Here is a 13,487-nt window from a genome sequence, read left to right as displayed (position 1 = left end):
CGATGCAAGTTCTGGATTCGACATCGGGCGTCGCGGCGTCCGGCTTGCGCGTCGACGGCGCGCGGCTGTGGGACAGCCTGATGCGTCTCGCGCGGATCGGCGCGACCGACAAAGGGGGCGTGTGCCGCCTCGCGCTCACCGAACTCGATCGCGAGGCGCGCGACCTGTTCTCCGCGTGGGCGAAGGACATCGGCTGCACGGTGCGTGTCGACGCGATTGGCAACATCTTCGCGCGGCGAGCAGGCGAACGCGACGATCTGCCACCCGTGACGACGGGCAGCCATATCGACACGCAGCCGACCGGCGGCAAGTTCGACGGCAACTACGGCGTGCTCGCGGGCCTCGAAGTGCTGCGTACGCTCGACGACGCGGGCGTGCGCACGCGGGCGCCGCTGGAGGTCGCGGTCTGGACCAACGAGGAGGGCTCGCGTTTCGTGCCCGTGATGATGGGCTCCGGCGTGTTCGCGGGCGCGTTCACGCTCGACCATGCGCTCGCGCAATGCGACCGCGACGGCGTGTCGGTGCACGACGCGCTGGCCGCGATCGGCTATGCGGGCAGTGCGGACGAGGGGCGCGTCGCGCACCCGGTCGGCGCGTATTTCGAAGCGCATATCGAGCAGGGGCCGGTGCTGGAGGCACATGACACGACGATCGGGGTGGTCGAGGGGGCGCTCGGCCAACGCTGGTATGACGTGACCGTACACGGGATGGAGGCGCATGCCGGCCCGACGCCGATGGCGCTGCGGCGCGACGCGCTGCTGGTCGCGGCCGATCTGGTGCGCGCGGTCAACGGCATCGCATGCGCGCATCCGCCGCACGGACGCGGGACGGTCGGCTGGGTCGACGTCCACCCGAATTCGCGCAACGTGATTCCGGGCCGCGTGACGCTGACCGTCGACCTGCGCGCGGCCGACGATGCGACGCTCACCGCGATGGATGCGGAGCTGCGTGCGGTATGCGGCGACCTGGGCGCATCGGCCGACATGCGGATCGACGTCGAGCAGGTCGTGTACTTTCCACCGCAGCCGTTCGACACGACGCTGGTCGAGCAGGTGCGTGCCGGCGCGAACGCGCTCGGGCTGTCGTCGATGAACGTGATCAGCGGTGCCGGCCACGACGCCGTGTATCTTGCGCGCGTGGCGCCGACCGCGATGATCTTCGTGCCGTGCAAGGACGGGATCAGCCACAACGAGATCGAGGATGCCGATCCTGCGCATCTGGAAGCCGGCTGCAATGTGCTGCTGCAGGCGATGCTGGGCGCGGCCGGGATCGCGGAGGGCCGTGCGCGATGAAGATCCTGATCGCCCGGATGAACCACGAGACCAACACGTTCTCGCCGGTGCCGACGCCGCTCGCCGCGTTCGGCCGCAACGGCCCCGACTGGGGCGATGACGCGTATCGCGCGAATCGCGGAATGCGCACCGCGATGGCCGCGTTCCTCGACGCGGCCGAGCGTGAGGGCGCCGAGATCGTGACGCCCGTATCGGCGGCCGCGAACCCGAGCGGGCCGGTCGCGGCCGACGCGTACGCGGCGATCTGCGACGCGATCGTTGCGGCCGCACCGGGCTGCGATGCGGTGATGCTCGACCTACACGGCGCGATGGTCGCCGAGCAGAGCGCGGACGGCGAGGGCGACCTGCTCGAGCGTGTCCGCGCGGCGTTGCCCGGCGCACCGATCGCGGTCGCGCTCGACCTGCACGCGAACGTCACGCAGAAGATGATCGATCATGCGGACGTGATCGTCAGTTTCAAGACCTACCCGCACGTCGACATGGTTGAAACCGGCGAGCATGCGGCGCGCGTGCTGCTCGACCGGCTTCACGGCCGTGCGCGGCCGGTGCTCGCGTGGCGGCAGCCGCCGCTGATGACGTCGACGTTGCTCAGCGCAAGCGCGGAAGGCGCGATGCGGCGCGCGGTGGAGGCCGCGCGTGCGGCCGAGGCCGACGGGATGCTCGCGGTATCGGTGTTGCCCGGCTTCTCGCTCGCGGACATTCCCGCGCCGTGCATCAGCGTGGTGGTGGTGGCCGATGGCGACCGGGCCGCGGCCGATGCCGTGGCCGAGCGCATCGCGCGGCAGATCTGGGACGCGCGCGACGACTTCGTGTATCGGAGTGCGCCGCTCGCCGAATCGGTTGCGCAGGCCGAGGCGCTTGCGCGCGGTGCGGATCGCCCGGTGCTGATGCTCGATCACGGCGACAACTGCATGTCGGGCGGCCCGTGCGACACGATGGACCTGCTCGAGGCCGCGCTCGCGCACGGGCTCGACGGCATCGTCAGCGGGCCGCTGTGCGACCCGCAAGCCGTCGCGGCGCTGATCGACGCGGGTGTCGGCGCGACCGTCACGGTGCCGGTCGGCAACCGCCTGCCGTCGCACGGCGGCGTGCGGCGCGAGCCGTTTCGCGCGACGGGTGTCGTGCGCGCGCTCACCGACGGCGAATACGTGATCACGGGGCCGACCTACACGGGCCAGCGCGCGTACATGGGCCGCACGGCCGTGCTCGATATCGGCGCGGCCACGCTGGTCATCACCGAGCGCACGCAGGAGCCGTGGGATCTCGGCGTGTTCGAGAGCGTCGGCGTCGATCCGCGCCGCGCGCGCTTCCTGCTGCTGAAATCGCGGATGTATTGCCGGCCGGTGTTCGTGCCGATCGCGGCCGCACTGGTCGAATGCGACAGCCGTGGCGTGACGGGCTCGGACTACGGGCTGTTCCGCTACGAGCGGCTGGCGCGGCCGGTGTATCCGCTCGACGACGTCGGGGAGTGGCCGGCTGGCGCGCGACGGACGGATTGACGGAAACAAACCGGGCGCGAGACGCCGGATTTATCGGCTTTCGGGCATCATGCGATGGCATCGACCCGTCGAGCAGCAGGGTCGAGCCATCTATTGCGTCCGCAACCGACCCGGAGAACCGACCGCCATGCCTTCGAATCCCTTTCGCCCCCGCGGCGCGCGCCTGCTCGCCGCGCTGACCCTCGCCACGACGGCCGTTGCCGCGCACGCCGCCGACTGGATCGTGTCCGGCAACGACGGCAAGTATCAGCGCGTCGAGGGCCGCGACACCTATCTGGCCTCGCCGCCCGCCGACACGCTGACGCTGCTCGACGCCAGCACGTTCCCGCCGAAGGTCGCGCTGCAGGTCGACGTCGAGAACGGCATCCAGGGGCCGCCGCAGGCTGTCGCGATCACGCCCGACGCGAAGCTCGCGCTCGTCGGCGCGCCGACGCGCTACGACACGGCCGCGAAGCAGCTCATGTTCGACACGTTCCTGCAGGTCGTGAATCTCGACGTCGCGCCGCCCGCGGTCACGCGCATCGAGCTCGGCGCGCATCCGCAAGGCATTGCGATCGACCGCTCGGGCAAGCTCGCGCTCGTCGCGAACGTCGACGGCAGCGTGTCGATCCTGCGCATCGACGGCACGCATGTGACGCTCGACGGCAGCCTGAAGATCGGCAAGAAGCGGCTGGCCGGGATCAGCTTCACCCACGACGGCAAGCACGCGCTCGTGTCGCTGCGCGACGAGCAGGGCGTCGCGGTGCTGAACGTCGACGACGGCAAGGTGACCGACAGCGGGTCGCGCCTGAGCACCGGCGTCGCGCCTTACACGATCGACGTGTCGAGCGACAACCGCTGGGCCGTCGTCAGCAATGTCGGGCTCGCGGGGCTGCCGGGGTATACGGGCACCCTGGCGGGCGACGCCGATTCGATCGCGCTGATCGACGTGTCGCGCGAGCCGTTCCGCACGGTTCAGTACCTGACGGTGCCGTCACTGCCGGAAGGCGTCGCGATCTCGCCGAACGGCAAGTGGATCGCCGTGCAGGCGATGGACGGCTCGAACCTGACGCCCGACAATCCGGGCCGCCACAAGATCGGCAAGGTGTTGCTGTTCGAGATCCGCAACGGGCAGGCCGTGAAGGTGAGCGAGCTGCCGGGCGGCGAAGCCGCGCAGGGCATCGTGTTCACCGCCGACAGCCGGCACGTGATCGTGCAGTTCAACGTCGAACGGCAACTGGCGCTCTATGCGGTGGAAGGCGGCAAGCTGCGCGATACGGGCAAGCGGATCGCGCTGACGGGCGGCCCGTCTTCATTGCGGACCTTGCCGCGCTGACGCGCACGACCGCGTTCGTTCGGTTCACGCCGATGACGGCCGGCGGTTTAGTCACCGCGCTGCGCATGCGCCAGACCGGCGCACGATAAACGCAACCGGGCCGCGCAGGGTTTCGCCCTGCGCGCCCGTCGAGACGACACCATCCGGGAGAACGACAACAGGCAATCGAGCGCGCGCCGGTGTCGTGCGTCGGCGGGTGGGGGCTCGATTGCCCGAACTGCTGGCTGGGGCTGTCGTGTTCAACGAGCGGGCGCTGGCGGCCGATCCGGTGATGCCGACGTTCGGGGCACGCTGACGTTGACCGTGACGTATGCGCGATGCCGCGCAGGCGTTAGCGAACCGGTGAACCGCCGGGCGACATGCGCGCGGCGTTCGTCGCATGCAGGACGGCTGGCAAGCCGTTACGGATTGAGAAATCTGCCGAGCCAGCGCGGTGTCGCCGTGCGATCGAAGACGACGTGCAGCGACGGACTGAACGCGCCATATTCGAGCCCGTGGCGTTGGGCAAGCAGCGTCAAGGACTGGGGCGTGTAAAACGAGATGTGCCCGTTGCGCGGGATGCAATAACACCACTGATCGAGGCCGCGATCGATGATGTCCTGGGTGATCAGCGAGGTCTGGAACAGCAGCGCGCCATCGGGCTTCCGATAACGCATGATCTGGTCGAAGAGGTCGAACGGCGCCGGATGATGCTCGAACACTTCGAACGACAGGATCGTATCGAACGTGCCTTCGGGGGGCGCCGGGTGCGAGAACGGATCGTACGACGTCACGTCCGTGAAGCCGCGCGACGCCAGTTTCCGTTCCAGCAAGCCCAGCCCCGAGCCGAAATCGAGAATCCGGCCTTCCCGCATTTCCGGAAAACTGGTGCAGATCAGCTCGGCCTGCTGTTGCGGACGGATCTCGAGATACTCGGGGTCGTGGCGCGCATAGTCGGCGTTGTACACATGCTCCGAGAAATCGTCGTGCGTCCAGCTGTCGAACGCGGGCGCCCACGTGAAGCCGCATTCCTCGCACGCGTGGTAGTAGATCGGGATTCCCGCATACGGGTCGACTTTTTTCCCGGTCATGAAGTCGGCGCCGCTGCGCGAGAAATCAACCAGGCCGCAGATGGGCGCGCGGGCCGAACACACCTTGCAGGCCATGGCCGACGGGTGGCGATTCAGGTGCTGATTCAACTCCCCTTCTCCTGTTCGCCAGCGTGGCGCGCGTGACGGATGGTGCGGGAGAGGCTATCACAGTCGCGTCAGCTGTCGCGACCGTGCGCGCCTACGGGCGCAGCAGGTCGAATCCGCCAAATACGACGACCCCGCTCAATGCGATCATCGCGACGGAATGCTGGCCGAAGTAGAGAATCGCGGCGGCAAGCCACGTCGTGATGCAGAAGGCGCCGATGCGGGCCATCGTGTGTTCCTCGAATGCGTGATGAAGTGAGCGCGCGCCGCACGGCGTTCGCCGCTCGAATCGGCGAGCGGGGCACGCAGGCGGACGGAAAAGGCGACTCGCGCTGCCGCAACCGCGGCGTCGACACGCGTGGCGTGCGGCGCCCGGCAGGGCGGGAGTCGAGACCGGCGGCGTTGCGCGCTCGCGCCCGGAGGCGGTCGGCACGCGGATTCCGCTGGCGAAGCCGCAATTTTACCAGCGCCGCGTTGTCGCCAATCTGGCCCTTTCGGCGCTAAAACATGGCGATCTTCCGCCAAATCAGTTCGGCCCCGCTACTCAAGTTTCGTGTGACGAATGCCGTAAACGAGTTGGAAGGCAATTCCACCCCAGTCACGATTCGCTTACCGACACACGGACCGACACCATGCAGATCGATTTTTCCACGACCACGCGCGCCCCGCTGGCGGACGGCGGCACGAATGCGAACGCTTCGCCGGGCGCCGCGGCGACGACGTCGGCCGCGCCCGCCGCAGCGTCCTCCACCGATGGCGCGACGAGTACGACGGGCACCACCGGCGCACCGGGTTCGACCGGCGCCACCGGCGAAAAACTCGGCGCATCGGGCGCGTCGTCGGAAGACCCGGCGGTTGCCCAACTGAAAGCGTTGATCGAGCGGCTGCAGAAGCAGTTGGCCACGATCGAGCGCCAGATGGCGAGCGCGGCGCAGCGCGCGAAGGACGATCCGGCCGCGGCGATCGAACAGCAGTCGCTGAGCGCGGAAGCCGGCGCGATCTCGGGGGCGCTTTCGACCGCGATTTCGCAGCTCGCGCAGGTGATCGAGAAATCGGGCGCCTCGTCGGCGGGCGGGCTGGTGTCGACGCACGCCTGACCGGTTGCGGCCGCGTCGGCCGCACGCATTACAATCGCAAGCGCGTCTCCCTCGACAGGACGGCAGAACGATGAATGCGGAATTCGACGACGACGACCTCGTCCGCTTCGACGCGCACGGCGGCACGCCGCTGCCCGCGGCCGACGAGCACGGATGGCTGGAACACGACGGCGCGCGCATCTGGCACGCGTCGTTTGGCCACGGCCCGCCGGTCGTGCTGCTGCACGGCGGCCTCGGTCACAGCGGCAACTGGGGCAACCAGGTGCCGGCGCTGCTCGCGGCCGGCTACCGCGCGATCGTGATCGACAGCCGCGGCCACGGCCGCAGCACGCGCGACGATCAACCCTATTCCTACGAACGCATGGCGTCGGACGTGCTCGCGGTCCTCGACGCGCTGCACGTCGACCGTGCGCGCTTCGTCGGCTGGAGCGACGGCGCATGCATCGCGCTCGTGCTGGCCGATCGTGCGCCGGAACGTGCGGCCGGCGTGTTCTTCTTCGCGTGCAACATGGATCCGGGCGGCACGAAGGAGATGGTGCCGAGCCCGCTGCTCGACCGCTGCTTTGCGCGGCATCGCAAGGACTACGCAGCACTGTCCGCGACGCCGGACCAGTTCGATGCCTTCGTCGCGGCGGTCAGCGAAATGATGCGCACGCAACCGGATTACAGCGCGCAGGATCTCGCGGCGATCGCCGTGCCGGTCGCGATCGTGCTGGGTGAGCACGACGAATTCATCCGGCCCGAGCATGCGGCGTACCTGGCGCGCACGATTCCGGGCGCGACGCTGACGATCCTGCCCGGTGTGAGCCATTTCGCGCCGCTGCAACGACCCGAGCGGTTCAACGCGGCGCTGCTGGCGTTCCTCGACCGGCTGCCGGGCTGACGCGCTCAAGTCGCCGTGTTGCCGGCGCCGGGGCTCCCGTGCGCCGCGACCGGGTTCTACCGTACCGCTCGTAGCGCAACGTCCCGCGCGTGTCGCGCCTGTGGCCGCACGCGTGGCGGCGCGTGTAACGGTGTTCCGGAGTTCGCGGCATACCGTCGAGCGCGCCGCGTTCGCGGTAGCGTCTTCCGGCGCTTCGCCTGTCGCATAAGTTTTTCTTTCGGCTCGCGCAACATATCGTCGATTGTTGGCGGCGAGCCGGCAGTGGATAGTCCTGTTTCGACGGGCCGGCCGCTGCGATTTCCGCATGGCGCGACCGGATCCGTTGTCCACGCAACCATCAGAAATCAAAGGAACCGCAACCATGCGATTCAACGCGACAGGCTTCGCCGCGACCCTGTTCGTCGCCGCGTGCGTCACCGCCACGGTCGGCCACGCAGCCGCCGCCACCCAGGACGACCTCCACGACACCGTGACCCGCCACATCGCGCCGCTGATGAAGCAGTACGCGATTCCGGGCATGGCGATCGGCATCGTCGCCGACGGCAAGCCCTACGTGTTCGACTACGGCGTGATGTCGACGCAAACCGGCAAGCCCGTCACCGGCGACACGCTGTTCGAGATCGGCTCCGTCAGCAAGACGTTGACCGCGACGCTTGCGGCCGACGCGCAGGAGGGCGGCGAACTGTCGCTTGCCGACCCGGCGGGCAAGTACCTGCCGGCGGTGCAGGGCAAGCCGTTCGGTGTCGTGACGCTGCTCAATCTCGGCACGCACACACCCGGCGGCATGCCGCTGCAGGTGCCGGACAGCATCCGCGACGACGCGGGCCTGATCCGCTATCTCGATGCGTGGCGGCCCGCGTATGCGCCGGGCACGTACCGCACGTATTCGAACGTCGCGATCGGGATGCTCGGCTGGCTCACCGCGAAGGCGATGCACAAGGATTTCTCGGTGCTGATGGAGCAGCGGCTCTTTCCCGCGCTCGGGATGACGCACACGTACATCAACGTGCCCGACGCGCGCCAGGACGACTATGCACAGGGCTATACGCAGGACGGCAAGCCGATCCGGATGACGGGCGGCATGCTGTGGCAGCCGGCCTACGGCGTGCGCACCACGGCGGCCGACCTGCTGCGCTTCGTGCAGGCGAACATGGGGCTGATCGAAACCGCGCCGCGGCTGCAGCGCGCGCTCGAACGCACGCACACCGGCTATTTCCGCGCGGGGCCGCTGACGCAGGACCTGATCTGGGAACAGTACCCGTATCCGGTCGCGCTGCCGACGCTGCTCGCGGGGAACGCGCCGCCGATGCTGTTCAACGCGACGCCCGCGACCGAACTCAAGCCGCCGCTGCCGCCGCGCCAGGATACGTGGATCAACAAGACCGGCTCGACCAACGGTTTCAGCACCTATGTCGCGTTCGTCCCGGCGAAGCGGCTCGCGATCGTGATGCTCGCGAACCGCAGCTTCCCGATCGAGGATCGCGTGAAGGCCGCGTACCGGATCGTCGAGTCGCTGGGCGGCCAGCCATAACCCACGTCAAGCGAATCGCGGTGCGCCGTACGTCAGGGTAATTTCCGACTATTTGCGCGGCATTTGCACAAGACATTGCGATAAATTCGTATCGGTCGTCGCGCAGGCGTGTCCGTCCTGACTGGCGGCCACGATAACGACGTCGACGCTGACGTGGCGGCATCGCGTGCCATTCAACCGAAGACGCAAACGGCGACCGGGCAACCAGATTACGTGCCGCGACGAGCCATGCCGTGCTTGTTGAAACCGAATACGCGCTGCTTCCCGTCGCGTCGATCCACGCCAGATGATTTGAATAACTTATTAATCGATGGACCGTGCGCCGCGTCTGCATCGTCGATGCCGTTGCCGCGGCGCGCGTTCGTCCGGCACGTACATCGCTCCCGCCTCACTCCCGACACCATGAATCCACCCATCCTGAATCGACACCGGAATGCAACCACGCGCGGCATTCGGCTCGCGCTGTCGCTGGCCGCGGGCCTCGCGACCAGCCCCGCGTGGAGTGCGACTTCCGCCCTCCCTGCGGATGTCCATGTCGTGAAGCGCACCGTCTACGACGGCGTGCATGACGACCTGATCACTGGCGGCGTCGGGATGGCCGCGATCCTGTCCGGCAAGCCGGCGCCGGGCTTCGACGATCCGCTGCATCCGTCTCCGGCCGAGCTGCGGCGCGCGGTATTGCGCAAGACCGGCAATCCGGCCAACGGTTTCGGCCGGCTCTACGGGCCGAACGTCGATCCGTCGACGGGCGCAGCGTATGCGGACGACGGCAAGCTGGCCGGCGACGAAACGATCGCCTACGCGCAGGACACGCACGGCAACAACGCGGGCCTGCTGCTGCAGGTGCCGGCGACGTTCGATCCGGCCGCCGCATGCCTGGTGGTGATCGCGACGCCCGGCAGCCAGAACTACTGGAACGACATGCTGCGTGCCGGCTACTGGGGCTTGCGGCGCGGTTGCGCGCTCGCGTGGACCGACAAGGGCACGGGCGCGAGCATCCAGGATCTCGACAGCGGCACCACGGTCGCACAGGATGGCAAGACGACGGCACCCGCCGACGGCGTGCGGCTCGACGTGACGCGCGGCCACGCCGACGTCGCGGCATTCGCGAAAGCGTATCCGCATCGCGTCGCATTCAAGTGGGCCAACGCGGGATGGAACCAGGAAGCCGACTGGGGGCGCGCGGTGCTGAAGGCTGCCGCATTCGGGCTGGCCGAGCTGGAATCACGCACGTGGCCGCAGCACGCGCCGCTGCAACGCAAGGACATCACCGTGATCGCATCGGGCTTCTCCAACGGCGGCGGCGCGGTGTTGCGCGCGGGGGAGCAGGATACGGACCATCTGCTCGACGGTGTCGTCGCGCTCGCCCCGCAGATCCACGTACGCGCGAATCCCGATGTCGCGATCGACGATCGCGGGCACCTGCGGTACGCGTCCGCGCGCAGCAGCTACGACTTCCTGTCGTACGGGAACGTGTATGCCGCGTGCGCGGCGCTGGCCGTCCCGAACGATCCGCAGGCGGCCAAGCTGACGTTCGCGGCGAACCGTTGCGCGTCGCTCGCGGACAAGGGCCTGCTGCACGGCACGAGCGTCGATGCGCAGGCGCGCGAGGCGCTCGACAAGCTGCACCGTTACGGCTTTCTCGACGACGTGGACATCGCGACCGCCGCGTCGGCGCTCGACAACCAGGGCGTGCTCGGGCAGGCGAGCCAGTTCGGCCGGTTCCGCATCGCCGAGCATCTGTGCCACCTGAGCTTCGCGGCCACCGACGCGGACGGCGTGCCGGTCGCCGCAAGCCCGGCACTGCTCGCGCAGCGCTTCGCGCGGTTCCCGGGCGGCACGCCGGACGGCACGCAGATCAGCCTCGTCAACGACGACGATCCGCGCGGGCCGCACAAGGACGATCGTTCGGTGTCGCGCTCGACCGGCCGCAACGACTACAACCTCGACGCGGCGCTGTGCCTGCGGAAACTGTTCACGGACGAGCAGCCGGCGTCGGCACGCGTGCGCGCGGGCATCGATGCGCTGGCCGCGAGCGCGCGCCTGAACGGCACGCCCGCGATCATCGTGCACGGCCGCAGCGACGACGTCGAAGGCCCGAACTTCGGCAGCCGGCCGTATGCGGCGACCGTCTCGCTGAACGAACCGGCGCGCGATTCGCTGCGCTACATGGAGATCGTCGGCGGGATGCACGGCGAGGGGCTGATCTCGTCGCCGGGCTTCGATGTGCGCGCCGTGCCGGTTTCGGTGTACCAGATCCGCGCGCTCGAGGCGATGTACGCGCACCTGAAGTCCGGCAAGCCGCTGCCGGACAGCCAGGTCGTGCATACGACGCCGCGCACCGGTACGCCGGGCGATGCGGCACCGACTACCGCAGAATCGCTGCCGCCGTTCCAGGACCACGCGCGAGACGCCGACCGGATCGTGATTCGTCAGGGGGTGATGAAGATTCCGTCGTAACGGGAAGGAGACGCCCGCGTGTGCCATAGCGGCATGCGCGGGCGAGGGTGCGAGCCGGTCAGGGGCGGGCGTCGTGCGCGGGGGCGGTCGCCTCGTCGTGGCGGCCCGCCTTCAGCCGTACCGTGCGCCGCAGGATCAGGCGCCCGGGTTCGAGATGAAACACCGGATCCATGCCGGGCGACACGAGGTTCTGCCGCAGGATCTGCAGGCTCGCTTCGACCATGCGCGCACGCTGCTGGCGCACGGTCGTCAGTTCGACGCCGGACCAGCTTGCCATCGGAATGTCGTCGAAGCCGATCAGCGAGATGTCCTCCGGCACGCGCAGCCCGAGATCGAGCCGCAGGCCATCCAGCGCGCCGATCGCCATGATGTCGTTCGCGCAGAAGATCGCGTCGGGCCGCTCGCCTTGCAGCACGAGGCGCTTGACGGCCTCGCGGCCGCCCTCGTACGTGTAGTCGCCGTGCTCCACCGCCGGCATCGGCAGGTCGAGCGCGCGCAGTTGTTGCCGGAAGCCGTCGAGGCGATCGCGGTTGGTCGACGTGTCCTCGACGCCGGAGATGAAGCCGAAGGTGCGGTGGCCGGTATTGGCGAGCAGGGTCGCGACCGCGCGGCCGCCTTCGACGTTGTCGCAGACCACCGCGTTCAGGTTGCTGCCGTCGACGTAGCGGTTGAACAGCACGACCGGCAGGTTCGCGTCCCGGCACTCGGCGATCGCCTGCGACGACAGGGCGGCGGCCACCACGATCACGCCGTCGACGCGATACTGCAGGACCTTGCGGATCACCGAATCGAAGTTTTCGTGCGGCCCGATCGTAAACAGCAGCAATTGCTGGCCGCTTGCCTGCAGTGCCTGACTGAACAGCCCGAGCACTTCCCAGTAAAACGGGTTGTCCATCGACGCGACGACGATCGCGATCAGCCCCGAGCGCTGCGTGATGAGGCTGCGCGCGAGCACGTTCGGGCGATAGCCGAGCGCGGCCGCCGCGTCGCGGACCTTGCTGCGCGTTTCCTCGGAAACCGAAGCATGCTCGGCGAGCGCGCGCGAGACCGTCGATTGTGAAACGCCGGCCAGCCGCGCGACGTCCTGCGACGTCGCCAGCGGCCGGCGGGTGCTGTCGGTTTTCCTGCTCTTCACGGATGCATGCGCTTTGTCGGGAAAACCGGATTATAGGGGCTCGGCACGCGACTGCACGCGCAGCACGGCCTCGCCGCGCAGCACCTCGACGCCGCCGCACCGGCAGGCCGTGTCGAGGAACACGCGCCGCTTCTCCGGCTCGAGGCGCGCGATTCGCACCTCGGCCGTCACCGTGTCGCCGGGCCGGACCGGCCCGCGGAACTCCAGCATCTGCCGGAGGTAGATGTTGCCAGGCCCGGGCAGGCGCGTGCCGATCACGGCCGAGATGAGCGCGCCCGTCAGCATCCCGTGCGCGATGCGGCCGCCGAAGCGCGTTTGCGACGCCCACGCGTCGTCGAGATGGATCGGGTTGCGGTCGCCGGTGAGTTCGGCGAACGCCTCGATGTCCGTGCTTGTCACGACGCGCGTGATCTCGGCCGACATGCCGACCTCGAGGTCTTCGAAGTAATGGCCAGCGTGCGTATTCATCAGTCAGTTGCCTCCATCGATTCGCAGTGCATGAACGCGAGGCGTTCCCGGACCGCGTCCGGAACGCGCTCGGATCGTTGCGCCGCATAGTTGAAAAAGACGTACGTGCATTCGCCGGCCGCGCACAGCGCGTCGTCCTGGAACGCGGCCTCGCTGACGGTGATGCTCTTGTTGCCGAGCCGGGACACCCACGTCGCGATCCGCACGTCGTCGCGCAGGTAGATCTGCCGGTGGAATCGCACCTGCATCGACACGACGGCGAGGTGCCAGTCGTCGAATGCGAGCGTGGGCGACACCGCGCGGAAGAACTCGCGGCGCCCGGCCTCGAACCACACCGGCAGGGTCGTGTTGTTGATATGGCCACAGCCGTCCGTCTCGGACACGCGCGGCGTGAGCCATGTGGACAGGGCATTTGACGGGATGTGCATCGGAATCCTCCAGGTTCGGTTTTCTCATCACTGCATACGGTTTGCTCATTACTGCATACGTATTCATTCGTAGTCAACAAGGGTAAGTGCTTCCTTGTACCTGAAAACACGATATCCGAGTATACGCACCGATGTCAGGATTTTTCTTCGATAACCCAGTGCGTGTCGTTATGAATACGTATGCACAAAAACCGTTAAACGGGT

General features: G+C 68.3%; 12 protein-coding genes. 7 read left to right on the top strand and 5 right to left on the bottom strand.

From position 1 onward, the window contains the following. The first annotated feature begins 2 nt into the window (after positions 1 to 2). The 3 genes from BDO18943_RS01110 (at position 3) to BDO18943_RS01100 (ending at position 4,106) form a co-directional block, all read left to right on the top strand. Positions 3 to 1,292: a Zn-dependent hydrolase gene (locus BDO18943_RS01110; RefSeq protein WP_175020841.1), complete on the top strand. Its 1,290-nt coding sequence runs from the start codon at positions 3 to 5 to the stop codon at positions 1,290 to 1,292. Continuing rightward, the gene (locus tag BDO18943_RS01105) at positions 1,289 to 2,791 is read left to right on the top strand and encodes a M81 family metallopeptidase (protein WP_175020840.1); all 1,503 of its coding nucleotides are present in this window, start codon (positions 1,289 to 1,291) and stop codon (positions 2,789 to 2,791) included. Before BDO18943_RS01110 ends, BDO18943_RS01105 begins: the two co-directional genes overlap by 4 nt. A gap of 127 nt (positions 2,792 to 2,918) precedes the next feature. Then, positions 2,919 to 4,106 (top strand): YncE family protein, encoded by a 1,188-nt coding sequence (locus tag BDO18943_RS01100; protein ID WP_175020839.1) that lies wholly within the window; start codon positions 2,919 to 2,921, stop codon positions 4,104 to 4,106. 401 nt (positions 4,107 to 4,507) lie between these two features. On the opposite strand, the gene BDO18943_RS01095 is transcribed toward BDO18943_RS01100, so the two are convergent. Continuing rightward, positions 4,508 to 5,284: a class I SAM-dependent methyltransferase gene (locus BDO18943_RS01095; protein WP_235995735.1), complete on the bottom strand. Its 777-nt coding sequence runs from the start codon at positions 5,282 to 5,284 to the stop codon at positions 4,508 to 4,510. A 91-nt stretch (positions 5,285 to 5,375) separates the two neighbouring features. After that, on the bottom strand, positions 5,376 to 5,510 hold the full coding sequence (locus BDO18943_RS42925) for a hypothetical protein (protein ID WP_006405345.1): 135 nt from the start codon (positions 5,508 to 5,510) through the stop codon (positions 5,376 to 5,378). A 403-nt stretch (positions 5,511 to 5,913) separates the two neighbouring features. Between BDO18943_RS42925 and BDO18943_RS01090 the strand changes: the two genes are divergently transcribed. From BDO18943_RS01090 to BDO18943_RS01075, 4 genes are all read left to right on the top strand, one after another. Continuing rightward, the gene (locus BDO18943_RS01090) at positions 5,914 to 6,378 is read left to right on the top strand and encodes a hypothetical protein (RefSeq protein ID WP_175020838.1); all 465 of its coding nucleotides are present in this window, start codon (positions 5,914 to 5,916) and stop codon (positions 6,376 to 6,378) included. 70 nt (positions 6,379 to 6,448) lie between these two features. Then, positions 6,449 to 7,261: an alpha/beta fold hydrolase gene (locus BDO18943_RS01085; RefSeq protein WP_175020837.1), complete on the top strand. Its 813-nt coding sequence runs from the start codon at positions 6,449 to 6,451 to the stop codon at positions 7,259 to 7,261. A gap of 361 nt (positions 7,262 to 7,622) precedes the next feature. Next, on the top strand, positions 7,623 to 8,792 hold the full coding sequence (gene ampC, locus BDO18943_RS01080) for a class C beta-lactamase (RefSeq protein ID WP_175020836.1): 1,170 nt from the start codon (positions 7,623 to 7,625) through the stop codon (positions 8,790 to 8,792). 402 nt (positions 8,793 to 9,194) lie between these two features. Next, a complete protein-coding gene (locus BDO18943_RS01075) occupies positions 9,195 to 11,252 on the top strand; it encodes a 3-hydroxybutyrate oligomer hydrolase family protein (RefSeq protein ID WP_175020835.1) in 2,058 nt (685 codons plus the stop codon). A 58-nt stretch (positions 11,253 to 11,310) separates the two neighbouring features. Here BDO18943_RS01075 and BDO18943_RS01070 read toward each other — a convergent pair whose 3' ends face one another. The 3 genes from BDO18943_RS01070 to BDO18943_RS01060 are packed head-to-tail and all read right to left on the bottom strand — an operon-like array spanning position 11,311 to position 13,283. Continuing rightward, positions 11,311 to 12,387: a LacI family DNA-binding transcriptional regulator gene (locus BDO18943_RS01070; protein WP_175020834.1), complete on the bottom strand. Its 1,077-nt coding sequence runs from the start codon at positions 12,385 to 12,387 to the stop codon at positions 11,311 to 11,313. Between the two features lie 30 nt (positions 12,388 to 12,417). Further along, positions 12,418 to 12,855 carry a MaoC family dehydratase gene (locus tag BDO18943_RS01065; protein ID WP_175020833.1) on the bottom strand — a complete coding sequence of 146 codons (438 nt, stop codon included), beginning with the start codon at positions 12,853 to 12,855 and terminating at the stop codon, positions 12,418 to 12,420. Next, a complete protein-coding gene (locus tag BDO18943_RS01060; protein WP_175020832.1) occupies positions 12,855 to 13,283 on the bottom strand; it encodes an acyl-CoA thioesterase in 429 nt (142 codons plus the stop codon). The genes BDO18943_RS01065 and BDO18943_RS01060 overlap by 1 nt, the downstream gene beginning before the upstream one ends. Between the last annotated feature and the right edge of the window lie 204 nt (positions 13,284 to 13,487).

Source organism: Burkholderia aenigmatica (genome assembly GCF_902499175.1).
Classification (GTDB): Bacteria; Pseudomonadota; Gammaproteobacteria; order Burkholderiales; family Burkholderiaceae; genus Burkholderia; species Burkholderia aenigmatica.
This window is presented reverse-complemented; position numbering and strand designations above follow the sequence as displayed.

What these genes read in the sequence shown, in the direction of transcription:
- BDO18943_RS01060 (WP_175020832.1), bottom strand. Translation starts at nt 13,283, where the DNA reads ATGCACATCCCGTCAAATGCCCTGTCCACATGGCTCACGCCGCGCGTG.
- BDO18943_RS01090 (WP_175020838.1), top strand. Translation starts at nt 5,914, where the DNA reads ATGCAGATCGATTTTTCCACGACCACGCGCGCCCCGCTGGCGGACGGC.
- ampC (WP_175020836.1), top strand. Translation starts at nt 7,623, where the DNA reads ATGCGATTCAACGCGACAGGCTTCGCCGCGACCCTGTTCGTCGCCGCG.
- BDO18943_RS01110 (WP_175020841.1), top strand. Translation starts at nt 3, where the DNA reads ATGCAAGTTCTGGATTCGACATCGGGCGTCGCGGCGTCCGGCTTGCGC.
- BDO18943_RS01085 (WP_175020837.1), top strand. Translation starts at nt 6,449, where the DNA reads ATGAATGCGGAATTCGACGACGACGACCTCGTCCGCTTCGACGCGCAC.
- BDO18943_RS01065 (WP_175020833.1), bottom strand. Translation starts at nt 12,855, where the DNA reads ATGAATACGCACGCTGGCCATTACTTCGAAGACCTCGAGGTCGGCATG.
- BDO18943_RS01100 (WP_175020839.1), top strand. Translation starts at nt 2,919, where the DNA reads ATGCCTTCGAATCCCTTTCGCCCCCGCGGCGCGCGCCTGCTCGCCGCG.
- BDO18943_RS01105 (WP_175020840.1), top strand. Translation starts at nt 1,289, where the DNA reads ATGAAGATCCTGATCGCCCGGATGAACCACGAGACCAACACGTTCTCG.
- BDO18943_RS42925 (WP_006405345.1), bottom strand. Translation starts at nt 5,510, where the DNA reads ATGGCCCGCATCGGCGCCTTCTGCATCACGACGTGGCTTGCCGCCGCG.
- BDO18943_RS01075 (WP_175020835.1), top strand. Translation starts at nt 9,195, where the DNA reads ATGAATCCACCCATCCTGAATCGACACCGGAATGCAACCACGCGCGGC.